Here is a 16,930-nt window from a genome sequence, read left to right as displayed (position 1 = left end):
CAATTACCTTTCAACGTTGAGAAGTTCAAGCGCGCAAATGTGTATATGCAATTCAGTAAGCGGCACACTCATATTTTTAATATTTCTTAATTTTTGAAATACCTGTTCGGGCTGATTTTCATTTAAAAGCTGCTGGTATAGCTGCTCAATTTCCTTAAACCAGGAACCGGCCTTACTGTTATTTGCAATAAGATCGCTGCCGATACCGTAACGAATGACAGAAATCATTTTTTCCAGCGCATCGGTAGCTGAAAACTGTTTTTCTCTCGACAGAGTGTACACCGGCAATAAGGCAAGCAGACTACCGAAAGCAATCTCTCGTGATGGTAATTCATCAAGTACAACATCAAGTATTTCAGAAATAAATTGTTTGTCTTCATCAACAGAATCAAAAGTGTGCACTACTGAAAAAGATTTTCGTGTTTGGGCAGAGAGTCCCCTGATGGTATTTTCTCTGAATCCCTGACTTAATCCTTTAAGCAGCTTCAGATCTGTAGTTTCAGGTATATCAACGATCAATACCAGAGAGGGTGAGAGAGAATACATGCTTACCGGACCGTGTCTGACCTTCATCTCAGGATAGATAATATTGATATTGTCATCTGTCACAGATAAAGGAAAAAAAGAGTTCAGGGTGATATTACTCTTTTCCAGAAATAGCATGACCTGATGTGTCAGGCCTTCAACGCAAAACTGATCAGGTGTTAATATAATGACTCTTAACATTAAAATCACCATCATAATATTGCTCGAAATTCATGACTTTCGACGTTACAAGGTCAAGAGCATTGACAGCTTCGCTCCGACTGACTTTTTCACAAACATCGTGCATCAACTGCAATATAACTTCATTGGTTTCCTGATTAGACGCAACCCGGCCTTTTTCCAACATAGCACTGACAGGAAATAGCAATATATCGTTTTGCCATGCAATATCCTGCATCTGATCGATTGATTGACTGATTACTTCTTTTGTTTGATCAGAAAGTATATTCTGACCCGCCATATATGAAAAAAGATGCTCCTTTTTACTGGTTATATTTTTATAGCTACTGATGATAAATTTAATATTTTCATCTGTAAACTCCTCCAGAAAATGCAGTTCGATGGCATATTCAATGATACTGTGAAATATATTAAATGATTTCCTTTCCGAGAAAAAACGATAGTCCCCTTTGTTATAATCAAGGTAACCAAGTTCTGCAAGACGCACAAAGGCTTTATCTGTCGCTTTTATTGCACAGTCCATTTTGCTGTATGCCCAGCCTGTCTTATATTTGTTTGCAGTGGAATCACCATAATGCACAAACCAGTCTGATAAAGCGTGAATTTTTATCATTTCCATTTCAGGGTCAAGCATCGTCTGCCGCCATAAATTTTCATAACACCACTCGTGACAGTGCATATAATTAGGGAACATCATATAGTCACTTTGGGAAGAGTATTTTTCGCTGTCAAATAAAGGTATGATATTTTTGGCCACATAATAATGCCCTAAGATTTCCATTGAATGTTCCTCTTTATAAATTCGATATTATTTTTCAACTCATTTTCAATTGATTGTTCATCCAAGCGCTGATAGATAACGGATAGTTCATCATAAAAAAAATCCGTTACTTTCTGGTCTTTTGTTTTAAAAAACTTATTGGCCGCGGCGCGTGCCAGTATTTCATGATAGCTGTCAGATAAATGTACCCGGTTAATATAGTCATGCGCTTTTTCTCTGGATTGATCATCGCATTGCGCCAGATTCACTTTGTCATGAGTAAGCTGTGATTTAACATCGTTGAGTTGCCTGCATGAGTTGTTTTTCTCCAGATAAATATCAACGACATATTCAACCAGTGAGTGACAGATACCTCTTTTACTGTCCTCTGTCGTGTAACCAAGATTATGCATTTTCTTCCAGGTGTCGGTGGCAATGCCCATTTTTTGATAAACCCAGCCTGCTTTCAGCTCCTGATAGCGATTACCGAAATGAATATGATAATCACCTAAAAGATGCAGATACATATAAGGTTCGCTTTCTATAACCTCATAATTTTGCCCGGTGATTGCCGAATAGTCGTGACTTCTGAATATATCAGCCTGCATCAGTTGGAATATATCGATGTCTCTTTCAAATGCCTGTTGCACCACATAGACATGCCCGGCTATATACATGTCTCCTCCTTATAAATTTTCTCAATATAATTTCCACCATGATCTGGTAGCATTAACACTATTTTTCCCGCTGCCCTTTTAATGGTCGTGTCACAGCAGTATTCCGTCAGTGCCATAAGCTGGACACCAGATGAACCGCCGCAGCATATTCCTTCATTTTTATAAAAATCGCGACATGCCAGATAAGCATCATGGTCATTTATTGCGTAGGCTTTCTTGACAATATTATTATCGAAGAATGGCGTGATATATGAACTACCAATACCTTCTATGGCAAAATGTTCTGTTGAAAGCAATGTGCGGTTAATGGTTTTGTGGTAGATGCTGCCTTGAGGATCCCCTACGATAAAGTCTGTTTTTCCCGGCAATTTCGAAAAGTAGTTACTCAGACCTTTCAGGGTGCCGCCGGTTCCTATGCCACAAAAGATCACGTCCGGCTGCTGCCCAAAGTATCTGTGAATATCTGGTGCTGTGTAGCACTCATGGGCACGAATATTACTTAAATTATTGAACTGATCGATATATATCCCATCAAGTTCATTAGCCAGGTCTGCGCACTTTTTAAGATAAAAATCCGGATGTTCTTTTGAAACTGTCGGGCAGACGAATACTTTCTCACAGACACCTTTTAATTTTTCAATTTTTTCAGGTGAAACTTTATCAGGAACCACTGCGATAAACTTATAACCGGCTTGTTTACAATACCAGGCAAGTCCTGTGCCCGTATTCCCTGCCGTTCCTTCAATAATCCAGCGTCCTTTTTGGACGCTTTTTTTTTTCAGGTCTTCGACCATCATCAGCGCGGGTTTATCTTTTATCGAGCCAGTGAGATTACAAAAGCCTAAATAGCCATAGATTTCGCGCCTGAATTTTTCCGATAAATAATTGAGTCTGGTAATCATCACTCACCTATCAATATATTCAGCTGTTTATCATCAAGAGCAGAGATATACTCCTCATCAAATATATCCAGCTTAATCAATGCATTTTTACATTTTTGTGAAATCTGTTTTCTGACACTCTTGCCATAAACCCCTTTCGCTTTCAGTAAGGCAACACCCTCATTGACATGCATATTTTCATCGGTATAAATCCATTGAAAATCTTCGCTGATTGCAGAGTTACTGTTTTTAACTTCTTTTATTCGACTAATAATACCTACTTCGCCAAAAAGATGAATTTGTGCCTGGGCCAGCAGAGGTTCGAGATTTGATCTGACAGCAATACCCACGACGTTGTAAGGTAAACTTTTCTCATCAATTCCATATTCTGCCAGTTTCATCAAACCGTAATAGTGATGACGTGCTTCATCCCAGGCAAATCTTGATGTTGTCACGATACTTTCGACATCGTTCTCGGTTAAGTGCGCTTCAAGGGCGATTAAGAAAGTTTCAACGGCATCAATTTCATCCCGCTGTAACCAGAGGTCTTTTACTTCTTCCTCGGTCAAAGTGGTATTTATATTTTCACTTAAATTGACTTTTTCATATCCCTTCGATTCAAGATAAACAGGCTTATTCTTCCCTCTGCTGATACCATTCAACTGTGGATGATAAACCAGGTCATCGCTGTTTGAGACGGGATAGGTATAATCCTTTAATGTCAGTGAAAGCGTTTTCAAAACTTTCAGACCTGGTGCATCAAGAATGGGATCGCTGTTTGAATAATATGATGCTATTTTATCTTCGGTTTCGCGTTTCAAAGAGAGAAAACTTTTTCTGTTGGCGGCTTTGATCTTTCTGCTGCTGCCCCTGAGTTCAGTTATTCTTTCATTAATCGATGCATAACATCTGGCAAGATCATATAAATGTTCGCAGGCCTTCAATATCTCTTCAGCATCAACAAATTGTTTATATAAAATGTCGTATCTGAGACTTTCCAGCATCCCGCTGACCAGCAGCCCCAGTTCTGTCATTTTCTTCCTGGCCAGCTCAATACTCATAGCACCCTTCTTATTTTTTCAAGTTGTTTATCATATAAACCCCATACCTTATCCATGGTGCTATCAGTACAGGTCAACGCTTGTTGATCGATGATTAAATTTTCAAAACCTTTTTCCACTATTAACCGGGCATCTTTCTCTGCATAATATCCTGCCCAATAGATGTATTTTTTTTCAATTTTACTTTTTTCTATCATCTCAATGGTGAAGTTAATCAACTCAGACATGTCCTGCCGATAATAACTTACCTGTCGCGAAGCACCAAAATAGAGAGAGTAGAGATCGTTTAATCCAATGACATAGCCCTTTATTTCCTTCCTTATCCTTTTCTGGACAAGATCGATTAACAGTGCTGGCGTTTCTACCATGATGTAATAGCTGGGAGTCAGTTCAAATAAATCACATTCTCTCAATTGTGTTACATATGGCCAGACAATTTCTACGGAGAGGGAAAAACTTGAGATTATTTCCTGATACAGTTCTCTGAAGTCCGAAAAATAGTCATGATAAAGATGTTGAATTCTGATACCACGATGCCCGATAATTGAATTATCTTCTTTATTAAATCTTGCATCGTAGATAGCAAGTTCATTTAACTGGATATCTGGTGCACGTAACAAAATGCGTTTATAGCCATTTTCTGCCGCATACTGGATATCGGCATACAATTTTTCTTTAAATTCTGAAGAGTCAATCCATGATTTGCTTTGTCTGATATAGTATTCAGTTCTGAAAAAAGCATCTTCAAAATGTTTATGCGTTTCACTTTCAATCGATTGCATATCACTTATTGATATTATTTTTTTCGTATATGGTATATATTCTGAAATTTTCATTTTCCACCACTTTACGTTTGAAATAATCATGCTTCAATTGTAAGGCCAGCTCTTTTATCTTTGTGACTCTCTCTCTGGCCAGATTATCATTCCACCCGTTCCACAGGTGCATAGCCAGTGGAAAAGTGTCATCAGCATTCTGAATGGTTTCAGACCTGATATTGCCCGCCAGGGTAACTTTCAGTTTTTTATCCACCAACTGAAGTAATTTCTGGTATAAAACATCACCTACGTTGATGCTATTTTTCTCACGCGTCATACCATAATAAAGCGACGTTAAGTCATTCAGGCCGACAACAACTTCATCGAACTGAAGCATTTCAGCTGAGAGTATTTCATCAAGAAGACCGGGCGTCTCTATCATTGGAATAATTTGTATCTTATGACTGCTGATGTTCAAACCGTCTCTTATATTATATAACTCTTGTAGTGAGCTGATAAAAGGCACGATAAGTTTCAACAGGGGTAACGACAATGAATCTGATATCCTTTTGAGCAGTTCAAACTCAAGTTTATAGTGATGAGCAAGGAAACTTTTATTACGATGTCCACGATTTCCCGTTATGGTGTTTTTTTCAAAACAGCAATCGAAAAATCCAGCTATCAGCATCTCTCCAGAATCAAGATCGGAAAACCTGTATTTGGCATCCGGGTGAATAGCATAGAGTTTTAAAAGATATTTTTCAACTCTCCGGTATTTATCCGGACAATCCAGTAGCAGGTTATCATCTCTCAGCAGATATTCTCCGCGAATAAATGAGATTTTTTTCCCCTCAAACGCTTCGACCGGTTCGCCATTGCATATTGCCTCATGACAGTTTGCTGCTCTTTTTGCCATTGCACTCTCTCTCCAGCACATATAAATAGTGAGGAACCGGAATTCCGGGTACAAATCCTATTTTTTCTACACGGGTAAGCTTAAATGACTGTAAAGTGCTTAATAATATTCGCCACTCAATATCACTCAGATGTTTTCCAGGACAATCAGCAGAAAACTGATTCAGCATTCTGTTAAAAAATTCATCGATTTTTTCGTGGATTTCCTGGGTATGCCTTTTGTCGATAACGTTTTCTACTATTATAATTTTGTCGCTATGGGCCATTGCCAGTTCAAGCAAATTCCAGTATTTTTCTTCGTGATGCAATACGGTGATTAGCAGGCTGACATCATAGTGGCCGAGGCTACAATTTTCATCGTAGTTTTTATATTCAAAGTTTTTAACACCATAAAGTGCACTCTCTCTTTCAACAGCTTCAATGTTATACCCTGTATTTTCCAGCGCTTTGGTCAGCGTTCCTGTCCCACACATTATGTCTATTATTTTATCATCTGGCTTAAGGTAGTTTTTAATACTTCTGGCCAGCGTACCTGAACGGCAGTTATCAAGGACTTCGTTATAAAACTTCCTTATTATTGACTTATAAAGGTCAGAATCTTCATTATCAATTTCATTAGTGATTGTTTTCAAACATTGTTTAGAGAAATGATGTAAGTTTTCAGTAATAATATCTATCACAACGTCATTGCTTTGCATTTTGACCTCCAGCTCAATCACTATTATTTTTATGCTTTATTAAATGAAATCATTCCGCGAATTTTTATAACTTTCAATCAGAGCATCTGTCATTTCATTCAAATGCATAAGATGCAATTTGCTGATATTGCCGCACACATGAACTTCATAATAGGCTTTGATCATTTTTTCGTTATTGCTGCCGTTCACCATTTTGCTTCTCCATTTCCATCGGTCAAAGAGTGTACCCTCAGCAAAAAGGACATAGTCGACTGCGGCATCAATGCGATGAGTTAATGCTATGTATGCGTTAAGATATTCCTTTTTATTTAAATTCCTTCTGAAAGTCTTGCCAAAATCATGACTGTGAATAAATCGTCTTGCTGACATCCACTTTGCCAGTTTAGGGCGGGATATCGCTTTTATTTTCTCTGAAATTAATGATTTTCCGCTGAGGTGGTGACCGATACTCAGACGATTCAACAAGTCTATTGCTTGCGCAATTTCAAAACTGCGCAAGCCGTCAAAACTTTCAATGATTCCCCGTTCTGAGTCGACGTCAACCTCAGCAAATTCATCAATCAACCTGTTTATTTTAGATGCAGGATGAATCTCAACATCAAACTCAACGCCTTTAACATCAATGTAGTTGATGGTGAATCTTTGCCGCTGTTGCTGAAATTTCCTTTCGTTATCAGCAGTGCCTGTTATCTGCTCGTAATCTTCATCTGCGATAATCTTATATACATCCACGTCGGAATTTTCATCACCATAGCCCGCCAGCAGGCTACCTGTCAGGATGACATCCTCCTGTTCTGATTTGATTAACACCTCTCTCAGATCAGATTCATTAATACCTTTAGCTGCAAACCACGCGTTTAATTTTTCCATATCCAGTCCTGTTCATAATATTATCGATGTTTCTCGGTTTTTGAACATGTAAAAAAGAACGCTATTTTTCATAGGTTTTTTTTCACTTCCGCTATAATAATAGGCATATTTTCTGTTCAGACATTCATAAGACTCATTGCCTGCTAAAGTCTGAAGTGAAAACCAGACTATCTCTTTCACTCTGTTATCTTCAATTTCTGTATTTTTTTTGTTGTGTAGAATAACGGAGTCAAACATGCCTGACAGGTAGGGAGCACGATTAAGCAGGGATGATTTAAGAAATGTTTCCCGATAGAGGTGCAGAGTGGTATCAAGAAATTTCGCCTCTGCATTTAATTCACTGGTCGATGAATCGATTAATTCCGTGGTGGAATAACTTTCATTATCTTTAAACCACGTAATGCTGTAGGCAATATCAACAGAAACGGGATAGCCATCATCAACCAGCAGGTAATGCGGTAGATGATCCGGACTTATATTGTATTTAATCAGTTCTTCACGACGATAGTCTTTGATTTCCCCTCTGAAGTGGTCAAACTCTCCCATTTTATAACCAAGTGAATCAAGTATTTCTACTATTTTATTTTTGTCATTCTTATCAATAAGTATATCTGTATCGCCTGAAATCCGATGATGAGATTCTTTGTAGCAAAATGAGAGGCTTTCTCCTTTTCGTACCGCAAAATTTATTTTCTCTTCCTTCATCCTTCTGAAGAGGATCCGATTGTGACTTTCTCTTTTAGCCCGCAGGTTTTTCTCATAACAGCACATCAAATCAAGCATACGGAAATTTTTCTTTCCCAGCGCTGGAAGTAATTCATATTTCTCCATTGCATAGCGATACAGCGCAATGAGTTTGTTTCGGTTAATGATTTCCAGACTGGCTGATTTCAACCTCTCCAGGTCAACGTCAAGTGTAGATTCATCTTCTGTATAGAGACGGAACAGTGCCCTGACGACATCCAGATGTTGTTGATGAGAAAAATCGTTTTCTGTCATACGGGTTCCTAATTATTTTAATGCTCCCCCGGCAGGGGGAGCTATAAATCAGGCTTTCAAACCACCAGAGATCGCCATCATTTCTTCTTCAGTCAGAACGTCACCTTCAATAACTTCGTTCAATTCAAGTTCTTCATTCATATTCATGTTTAAGCCTCTTTAAGACGTAGGATTACTGAATGGTTTACGCTTTTTATTTCCAAGCTACCGCCCTTAGATTTAAGTAATCTAATTTTGTCGATGTCTGGAAATAGTTCGCTCAATAAATATCTTTAAGATTTCGAATACATTCAATTAATTTTAGCTGCGGCGTTTGTAATCAAATGTAATTTTGCAAAACCGCAGATTACAACCTGTTGTTTTACATGAATAAAAAAACAGCCCTGTCTTCATTTACATTTTTAACATTACTTAAACATAATGAAATCTTATATTAATCGGCCATGGAATCAGTTCCATACATAACCATCCTGTATATGTCCATCTCCTCAATTCTTAAAAAATTCAATTTAAAAAAATTTAAAAAAATCAAATTTGAATATAAAAATTCCAATTAAAAAGTCTTTTATTTATCACAATCAACCAATAAGAGGCTGTTATTTCCTCCTGCCGTAATTTCTCAATTATTTTTTCTCTGGAGAGTAAAAAATAATATTCCTGCTTTTCATTTTTTTCTTGCTCCGTATAAGAATGAGAACTTCCTCCAGGAAACTGACAGGTGGTCGCCAGTAATGCCGAGTATTTTCTTAAATAAATTTCAGAAATTAGCAGATTAATCTGTCACCCAGTTTTAATGCCTGGCGATGTTTTGACAATCGTCGACCGGATTTGCCCTCTCCTTTTATCCAGGTTTGAAACCGTCTGCCGGGATTTAAGCAGCTGAAGAGATCGTCCAGTCCGAAACCTGGAGACTGGAGACTGGAGACTGGAGACTGGAGACTGGAGACTGGAGACTGGAGACTGGAGACTGGAGACTGGAGACTGGAGACTGGAGACTGGTGACTGGAGACTGGTGACTGGTGACTGGTGACTGGAGACTGGTGACTGATGACTGAACTCAAAAAAGCCCGGACTAAAACATTCAGCAAGCCTTGTACGCCAGATAGCACAAAGCCCGCTGATTCGATTTTACCATTGACTCATGCCATTCAGGTTTACCCCCAGGTTCCGTTCAGCCAGCGGTCAACAAAACCTGGGAAATTAAACGCCATAGCGGGAATTCCGCTATCAGGCTGCATCACATTGCCGATCAATTTTCAGGGTACGCCCCATCTTTGCCCTGTCACCTGGCATAAACTAAAGCGTAAATACGATGCGGCCTTTTTCCTCGTGCCAGGCTTGATGCACTTCGCTTAGCGGCCTGGAGAGGAATGGCACCGTAAAATCGCGCTCCCCGGCGGCCTGGAAAAACTCAGCCACCGCCGCCACCAGCTCTTTACCTGCAATACTGCCTAGCCCACTTCCCATCAACGTCAGCCCGGAAGATCGCAGCAACTTGCTGTGCAACGAAATCTGCTGGCCGCTCAAAGAGCCAATCTGTACAAAACGCACCACCTTTGCGCCTCCGTCAACCGCAGCGGTCATAATATCCAGCGCGCTTTCACCCCACAGATAATCGAGCACCACATCCACCCCTTCCTGCATCAGTTCGGGCAGTCTGGTCGGCAGCTGCTCAAGCGTCAGGGTAATATCTGCTCCCTCAGTGCGTAACTGTTGCAGCGCAGTGGCATTACGGCCGGTGACAATGATTTTTCCTGCACCAAGGTAGCGTGCAATGCGTACCGCCAGCCCTCCTGATATGCCCGTCGCGCCATTAATTAATACCGTTTCACCGGTACGAAGCGCTGCCCGGCGGGTTAATGCTGCCCATGACGACATGCCCGGATTGCCCATCGCTGCCGCTGCAACCAGATCAAGGTTTGCCGGTAATGGCACGATACTGCCGGGTGTTGCCAGCGCGGTTTCCGCCATACTGCCCCAGACGGGATCTAAAGCAATAAAATAGACCGGCTCGCCGTTACTCAGATACCCCGTACCATCCACGCCGGGAATAAAGGGGTAACTGCCGGTTGAGCTGTAATGCGTACCGGCAGCACGCGATCTTACCAGCTGACTCAGGGCGGCAGCTTTAACAGTAATCGCTACCGTCCCCTCATTCACTTCAGGTTGCGGAAAATCGCCAAAAACCGGCGTCTTACCTTTTTCGGATATAACAGCTGCTTTCATCTCTGTTCCTTTTTGTTTGCAAGATATATGTGTATAATGCACACAATATTCCCTGCTTCGGATCCCGTCAATGAAAAATGTGCAAAATACACATAAACCCGATAACTTCGATGCGCTGCACGATACGTTGCTGACCGTGGTTGCTGCTTTTAACCGCCCGCAACGCGACGAATTAATGATAAAAGATGCCGGTATTCACCTTGACCGCGCCCTGTTTCCGCTGCTGGTATTGATAAGCCGCTTCGGGCCGACAGGCGTGGGAGAGCTGGCCGACAGGGTGGGTCGTGATTACACCACGGTAAGCCGTCAGGTGGCGAAGCTGGAGGAAACGGGCCTGGCGCGCCGTCAGAAGAATGCCGTGGACAGACGTATCAATGAGGCGGTCATCACCCCAGAGGGAAAGGCAATGACCGATAAAATCGACGCCACCCGGGCGCAGATCTATCAGGCCATTTTTCAGCAGTGGCCGGAAGAGGAGCGTCATCAACTGGAGCGATTACTGAAGAAATTCACCGCAGACTTTACCGCGCTGGAGCAAAACAGCCGTCAGTAGCATCCTCTGTCGCCAGGCTGGCTGTCTCCGCCGTCAGCCTGACGGCATGATCCCCCCACTCACCAGCCCGGGTAACGAAGAGAGACTTCAGAACATATCCACCCGCAGATCCAGTCCCAGCGTCCTGCCGGTATTAACCTGCGCAAACGCCGAATCCCCACTCAGGTAGGCATAGGTACGATAGCGGCGGTCAAACAGATTATCGACATACACCGCAACGTTCAGCCGTTCCGTTGCCTGCCAGCCAAGGCGTAAATCGGTGGTGACGTATGCGCCCTGCCGCAGCAGATTATCGCCATCGAAGTAGTGTGCGCCTGCCAGATTCACCGCCAGACGCGGCTGCAACAGGCCATATTCGGTATCAATCGTGCCATTGACACTGCTGGCAGCGCTGTACTGCGGAACAAAGGGCACCCGCTTATTTTTATACAGCTCACTGCCGCTGGTGAATTCGGATTGCGTCATATTGCCATTCACATCCCACGCCCAGCCGGGCGTAAACTGCCAGGCGGCGCTGAGTTCAACCCCACGCGCATCGGCACTTCCGGCATTCTTCAGCGTCTGCATCCCGGCAGGCCCGGAATAAAGTTGCATATCCCGGCTGTGGGTGTAAAACAGCGCCCCCTGCAAGGTCAGATCCTCTTTTTCATAACGGGAGCCAATCTCGTAGTTGATGGATTTTTCTGCCGCGTAGGGTTCTGCCGCGACGTTTGCCGTCGGGATAATGTTAAATCCAACCGGCTTGTATCCCTGGGCGATGCGGGTATAAACCCGCCAGTCACGGGTCATTTTATAGCCTGCCGACAGCTGCCCCAGCAGTTGATTATCATTCTGGCTGTTACTGTCGCCAAAGGCACTGCCCATCACGCTGCCGTGGTAGCGGGTATCAGACCGATCGTGCGACAGCCGCAGACCACCACCCAGATCAACCCGATCGGTCAGATGCCAGGTCAAATCACCGTAGCCGGCCAGCGTTTGCGATGAAGTGGCTGAATGGGTCTGCATATAGTTAAAGGCAGGCATATCGTAGGAGAGGTCAATTTTCTGTCGGGTATGTTGACGATAAAGTCCGAAGACCATATCCACCGTGCGCCCCTCGCCCCAGGTGGATGCACGCAGCTCCTGTACATCCTGATTCCAGCGTTCCGGCATGGTGGCAATCAGCGTCCCGTTGGGAAAACTGCGCTGATAATTCTGTTGCTGGAAGGCACCGACCAGATTGAAAATCCAGTTATCGCTGGTGTATTTCGCCGTCAGTGACTGGCTGTGCGTACAGCGCTTCAGTGAGGGATCCGGTGCGCCATCGGCAATACTCAGCGTTCTGCCTTTAATATCATTAAAGGGCAGATAGGTGTCCTGCGTGGCGCGGGTACAATCTTCCGTCGCAGAGAATCCCGCCTCCCAGGGCTGGTCGTCCGGGGCCAGTCGCAGGCGCACATTACCCACGCTGCTGCGTGTACCACCCAGATTATCACTGCCGGTGGACGGGTTTTTTAAATCACCGTTATCCACCTGACGCAGCAGGGTGACGCTGCCGTAGAGCAATCCGTCCTGTATCGGCCCGCTGAGATTCAGTTTGCTGCGCCACCCCTCACGACTGCTGACGCCCCCCTCCAGGTAACCCCGGGCAGTGCTGTCCGGCTGGCGGGTAACGATGTTCACCACCCCACCCTGGGCACTTTTACCGTACAGCGTGCCCTGCGGTCCGCGCAGCATTTCAACACTCTCAACATCGGTCAACGCCTGGAAGGTGTTAGTGGCAAGTTGGGGCACACCGTCGATATACAGGCTGACGGCCGGATTATAAAAGTCCTGCGCCGAGGACACCCCCCGCAGGGAGATAATCGGATAGAGCAGGCTACCGCTGGTTTCGGTATTCAGGCCAGGTAATACCCGACTGAGTTTTTGCGTACCGGTAACATTGGCATCCCGCAACTGCTCGCCGCTGGCGACGCTGGAAGAGACGTTCTGCGCCGAGGCCGACAGGGGAGATTGCTTGCTGGCGCTGACCACCAGCGTGTCATCGCCGGTATCAGACTGGGCAAAAACCAGTGGAGAAAGCAGCAGGCCGGTAAAGGCCAGCGGGCAGAGTCGGAGTATTTGCATGTGTTTATCCCTGAAAAGAAAAAGCGTCGGCAGAAGGCTCCGCAACGACGATGTCATGCTGATTACCAGTCATGTTGTTGCCCCGCACGACAGACATCTGCGGAACGAAAGCACTCAATCTCACCCTTTCGCTGGATCCGTCGATTGCCCCTGCCAGCTTTTGGCCCGTTGTTGCGCCTGCCACATGGTGAAGTAGCGGCCCTGGCGGCTGAGCAGCGCATCATGCCGCCCCTGTTCCACCACCCGCCCGTCGTCAATCACCAGGATCTGATCCGCCCCGCTGATCGTCGACAGCCGGTGAGCAATCACGATCACCGTGCGATCGTGAACCAGCGCATTAATCGCCCGCTGCACCGCCACTTCGCTTTCACTGTCCAGCGCGGCGGTAGGTTCATCGAGGATCACCACCGGCGCATTTTTCAGCATCGCGCGGGCAATGCTGATGCGCTGGCGTTCCCCGCCAGACAGCCGCCCGCCATTGTCCCCCACGCGGGTGGCGTAACCGTCCGGCAGGCGGCTGATAAAGTCATGACAACAGGCGGCACGGGCAGCCGCTTCCACCTGCTGGTCGCTGGCATCCGGCCGGGCCATGCGAATATTGGCCATAATGCTGTCATCAAACAGATACACATCCTGAAAAACCACGGAAATCAGTTGATTAAGCGTCTCCGCTGGCACCGCGCGCAGATCAACGCCGCCGAGGGTCACCGAGCCGCTCTGCGGATCGGCGTGGCGCATCAGCAGGCGCGTCAGGGTGGTTTTCCCGCTGCCGGACGGGCCCACCAGCGCCGTCAGACTGCGCGCCGGAAATTGTGCCTGCAAGGCGTGGAAAACCGGCTTACCGGCATAGCTGAAGCTGACCTGGTTAAATGCCGCGTCAAACCTTTCCGGCGTCCGGGCAGGCAGTTGCTGCGGCAGGGGTGCAATATTCAGCAGGCCATTAATCTTGCCCAGCGCCGCTTCGATCAGATCAATCATTTTGGTGTAGAGCACAAAGGTTGCCAGCGGCTCACCAAAGCGCACCACAATCACCATCAGCGCGGCCAGAACGGCAAGATCCAGGCTGCCGCTGGCGACCAGAAACGTGCCGGTAAACACCACCACCAGCACCATCAGCTCCATCACCGTCGCCAGCACCAGATTAGGCTTTGCGCCTTTCTTCTGTCCGATGGTCTGGATGGTTTGCAGGGCACTGAGGCCCGCCTGCAAGGTTGCCGCCTGAGCGCCCACACAGCAGGCGGCGCGCAACACCGGCAACCCCTGGGTATATTCCAGAATATCGCTGCTGACCCGCTCACTGGCATCGGCCAGCAGCCGCATCCCGCGCCCGTAGGCTGGACGCCGCCAGCGATACAGCGGGATCAACAGTGGAAAAACCAGCATCAGCATCAGCCCCATGCGCCAGTCAAACCACAGGGCCACCAGTGCGACAACCAGGGGAGTAAACAGCGCCGTCGCCATCATATTGGCGATGGTCAGGATATAACTCAGCGTTTCATCAACGCTGCCCAGCAGGGTGGCATTGACGCCACCGGCACGACTGTTTTGCAGAATGTTCAGCGGAATACGACGCAGCTGTTCTCCCAGCTGGCTGCGCAGCTGGTGTGTGGTGCGCACCATATCGCCACGGTAATCAAAGCCCTGCGCCCACCAACGCATCACCGTGCTGACCAGCATCAGCAGCGTCATCGCCAGCAGCCAGCCGAGCGCTGAGTGCGAGTGAAAAACCGGAAACAGTGCCATAAACAGCGGCATCAGGCAGGCCAGGGCCAGCCCCTGCACCGCCGCAGCCACCGCCAGTCCGATCAGGCTGGCGCGCAGGCGCGGCATCCGGCTGGCGGCAATCTGCATCAGTACACGCCAGCTGTGACGCAGTGTATTTGCTCCTGCGCTGCTCATGCCGGTTGTTCCATTTTGTCGCGGCTCAGCACCCAGTGCTGCGCCTGCTGATAACTGTGCCACAGCCGGGCATAAACGCCGCCCTGCGCCAGCAGTTCGGGGTGGCGTCCACGCCCCACCAGCCGACCCCGATCAAACACCAGGATCTGATCGGCATCGCAGATGGTGGAGAGTCGGTGCGCCACCATCAGCACGGTTTTACCGCGCATCAGACGGGAGAGCGCCGCCACCAGCGCGGCTTCATTCTCCGGATCGGCGAACGCCGTCGCCTCATCCAGCACCAGGATGGGACGGTTTTGCAGGATCGCTCTGGCGATGGTAATCCGCTGGCGCTGGCCGCCGGATAAAAACACCCCCCGCTCACCCACCTGGGTATCGTAGCCCTGGGGCAACGCCATAATAAAGTCATCCGCCTGCGCGGCGCGGGCGGCAGCCGTTATCTGCTGCGGCGTAGCATCCGGTTCGCCCAGGGCAATATTGCTGGCGATGGTGCCGGCAAACAGAAAGGTATCCTGAAAAACAAACGCCACCTGGCGCATCAGCGTATCCGGTAGCATATCGCGCACATCGACGCCGCCCACCCGGATGCAACCGGCACTGACGTCCCAGAATCGCGGGATCAGCCGCGCCACCGTGGTTTTTCCCGCGCCGGAAGGGCCAACCAGCGCGGTGACGCTGCCCTGCGGGACGGTGAAACTGACGTTGTGCAGCACCCGCTCGCCGCCGTAACTGAAATCAACCTGTTCGAAACGCACACTGTTATCGCGAGGCTGCGCCGCACCGGCCGGGGCCACCTGCGGCAGTACCGGCGTGGCCAGCACCTGATGAATACGCTGAACGCTCATCTGCGTTCTGGCCACCAGATGCCGCAGCGACATCAGCGGCAGCAGCGACTCCGCCATGCCGGTGCCCACCAGCAGCACCGCCAGCCAGTTAGCGGGGGCGGTGCCATCCTGGCCGATCAGCCAGCTTCCACACCACAGCAGTGCGGTCAGCGTGGGCAGCGGATTAAGAATGGCTACCGACAGACGCGACGAAAAGCCGACCATTCTGTACCAGCGCAGCACCACGGACAGAAAGGTATCAAGCGCCTGCTGATAACGTTGAAAGGTGGTTGTACCGCTGTCAAAAGTGCGCACCACCGGCATCGCCTGGACATACTCCACCACCGCACTGCTGACGCTTTCACTGGCCTGGTGGTAACGCGCGGTCATCTCTTCACTGCCGCGCATGGTCAGCGACACCACCGCCATTCCCACGCCCAGCACCGCCGTGGCGGCCAGCGCCAGCCGCCAGTCCAGCCACCACAGCAAAAGAAAAGTTAACAGGGGCGAGACGCAGGCACGGGCATACAGCGGCGTGCTGTCAGCGACAAACACATGCAACGCTTTCACATCTTCCATCATAACTTTGGTCAGCGCGCCGGAGCCGGTCTGTTGCAGATACCCCAACGGCACGCGGGCCAGATGGGTGGCAAGATCGGTGCGCAGCCGCGTCTCCAGCCGGAAAGCGGCAAAATGTGACTGGTTAAAGGCGGTAAGGCGCAGCACATAGGCCAGCACCGTCAGCAGCAGGGCCAGTAGCAGCGCGGGCCACGGCCATCCGGCGGCGGCGTGCAACAGCTGATGCATCGCCCAGGCCAGCGCGCACAGCGCCCCCAGCGCCGCAGCACAGGCCAGCCCGGCCAGCACCATGGCAAAATAAACCTGTCCACGCACCGGTCGCAGAATCGACCAGACGCGTGGAGTCTGGCGGGCGTTGTCGCCGTTCACGGCTGCGCCCGCCGGGGTTCGCTACCCTC

16 protein-coding genes are annotated in these 16,930 nt (G+C 47.6%); 1 reads left to right on the top strand and 15 read right to left on the bottom strand.

From position 1 onward, the window contains the following. Positions 1 to 3: 3 nt before the first annotated feature. The 12 genes from BG55_RS05935 to BG55_RS05885 form a co-directional block, all read right to left on the bottom strand. Entirely contained in the window at positions 4 to 726 is a 723-nt protein-coding gene (locus BG55_RS05935) for a hypothetical protein (RefSeq protein ID WP_034935449.1), read from the bottom strand. Then, positions 698 to 1,507 (bottom strand): hypothetical protein, encoded by an 810-nt coding sequence (locus tag BG55_RS05930; RefSeq protein ID WP_034935448.1) that lies wholly within the window; start codon positions 1,505 to 1,507, stop codon positions 698 to 700. Before BG55_RS05930 ends, BG55_RS05935 begins: the two co-directional genes overlap by 29 nt. Continuing rightward, positions 1,495 to 2,163 (bottom strand): hypothetical protein, encoded by a 669-nt coding sequence (locus BG55_RS05925; protein ID WP_034935446.1) that lies wholly within the window; start codon positions 2,161 to 2,163, stop codon positions 1,495 to 1,497. The genes BG55_RS05930 and BG55_RS05925 overlap by 13 nt, the downstream gene beginning before the upstream one ends. Then, complete coding sequence (locus BG55_RS05920) at positions 2,154 to 3,065, bottom strand: cysteine synthase family protein (protein ID WP_052018715.1); 912 nt, start codon at positions 3,063 to 3,065, stop codon at positions 2,154 to 2,156. Before BG55_RS05920 ends, BG55_RS05925 begins: the two co-directional genes overlap by 10 nt. Continuing rightward, a complete protein-coding gene (locus tag BG55_RS05915) occupies positions 3,065 to 4,105 on the bottom strand; it encodes a hypothetical protein (RefSeq protein ID WP_034935444.1) in 1,041 nt (346 codons plus the stop codon). The genes BG55_RS05920 and BG55_RS05915 overlap by 1 nt, the downstream gene beginning before the upstream one ends. After that, positions 4,102 to 4,941, bottom strand: a complete 840-nt coding sequence (locus BG55_RS05910; RefSeq protein ID WP_160170836.1) for a putative PEP-binding protein — start codon at positions 4,939 to 4,941, stop codon at positions 4,102 to 4,104. Before BG55_RS05910 ends, BG55_RS05915 begins: the two co-directional genes overlap by 4 nt. Then, positions 4,889 to 5,779, bottom strand: coding sequence for a putative PEP-binding protein (locus BG55_RS05905; protein ID WP_034935439.1), 891 nt, complete (start codon positions 5,777 to 5,779; stop codon positions 4,889 to 4,891). Before BG55_RS05905 ends, BG55_RS05910 begins: the two co-directional genes overlap by 53 nt. Continuing rightward, on the bottom strand, positions 5,751 to 6,476 hold the full coding sequence (locus BG55_RS05900; protein WP_034935436.1) for a class I SAM-dependent methyltransferase: 726 nt from the start codon (positions 6,474 to 6,476) through the stop codon (positions 5,751 to 5,753). The genes BG55_RS05905 and BG55_RS05900 overlap by 29 nt, the downstream gene beginning before the upstream one ends. 39 nt (positions 6,477 to 6,515) lie before the next feature. Continuing rightward, entirely contained in the window at positions 6,516 to 7,346 is an 831-nt protein-coding gene (locus BG55_RS05895; RefSeq protein ID WP_034935435.1) for a hypothetical protein, read from the bottom strand. 12 nt (positions 7,347 to 7,358) lie between these two features. Further along, a complete protein-coding gene (locus tag BG55_RS05890; protein ID WP_034935433.1) occupies positions 7,359 to 8,345 on the bottom strand; it encodes a nucleotidyltransferase family protein in 987 nt (328 codons plus the stop codon). 48 nt (positions 8,346 to 8,393) lie between these two features. Beyond that, entirely contained in the window at positions 8,394 to 8,492 is a 99-nt protein-coding gene (locus BG55_RS22450) for a bacteriocin (protein ID WP_152542652.1), read from the bottom strand. 1,149 nt (positions 8,493 to 9,641) lie between these two features. Then, the gene (locus BG55_RS05885; protein ID WP_034935429.1) at positions 9,642 to 10,571 is read right to left on the bottom strand and encodes a quinone oxidoreductase family protein; all 930 of its coding nucleotides are present in this window, start codon (positions 10,569 to 10,571) and stop codon (positions 9,642 to 9,644) included. A gap of 70 nt (positions 10,572 to 10,641) precedes the next feature. On the opposite strand from BG55_RS05885, the gene BG55_RS05880 reads away from it, so the two are divergent. Further along, positions 10,642 to 11,124, top strand: coding sequence for a MarR family winged helix-turn-helix transcriptional regulator (locus BG55_RS05880; RefSeq protein WP_034935427.1), 483 nt, complete (start codon positions 10,642 to 10,644; stop codon positions 11,122 to 11,124). Positions 11,125 to 11,211: 87 nt separating this feature from the next. Here the strand turns inward: BG55_RS05880 and BG55_RS05875 are convergent, their stop codons facing one another. From BG55_RS05875 to BG55_RS05865, 3 genes are all read right to left on the bottom strand, one after another. After that, positions 11,212 to 13,230, bottom strand: a complete 2,019-nt coding sequence (locus tag BG55_RS05875) for a TonB-dependent siderophore receptor (protein WP_034935423.1) — start codon at positions 13,228 to 13,230, stop codon at positions 11,212 to 11,214. Positions 13,231 to 13,350: 120 nt separating this feature from the next. Continuing rightward, positions 13,351 to 15,129 (bottom strand): ABC transporter ATP-binding protein, encoded by a 1,779-nt coding sequence (locus BG55_RS05870; protein ID WP_034935420.1) that lies wholly within the window; start codon positions 15,127 to 15,129, stop codon positions 13,351 to 13,353. Then, positions 15,126 to 16,901 carry an ABC transporter ATP-binding protein gene (locus BG55_RS05865; RefSeq protein WP_235192728.1) on the bottom strand — a complete coding sequence of 592 codons (1,776 nt, stop codon included), beginning with the start codon at positions 16,899 to 16,901 and terminating at the stop codon, positions 15,126 to 15,128. Before BG55_RS05865 ends, BG55_RS05870 begins: the two co-directional genes overlap by 4 nt. Between the last annotated feature and the right edge of the window lie 29 nt (positions 16,902 to 16,930).

Origin of the sequence: Erwinia mallotivora (assembly GCF_000590885.1) — a bacterium.
GTDB classification, from domain to species: Bacteria; Pseudomonadota; Gammaproteobacteria; order Enterobacterales; family Enterobacteriaceae; genus Erwinia; species Erwinia mallotivora.
Note: the sequence above shows the minus strand (reverse complement) of the source record. Positions and strands in the feature narration are given on the sequence as shown.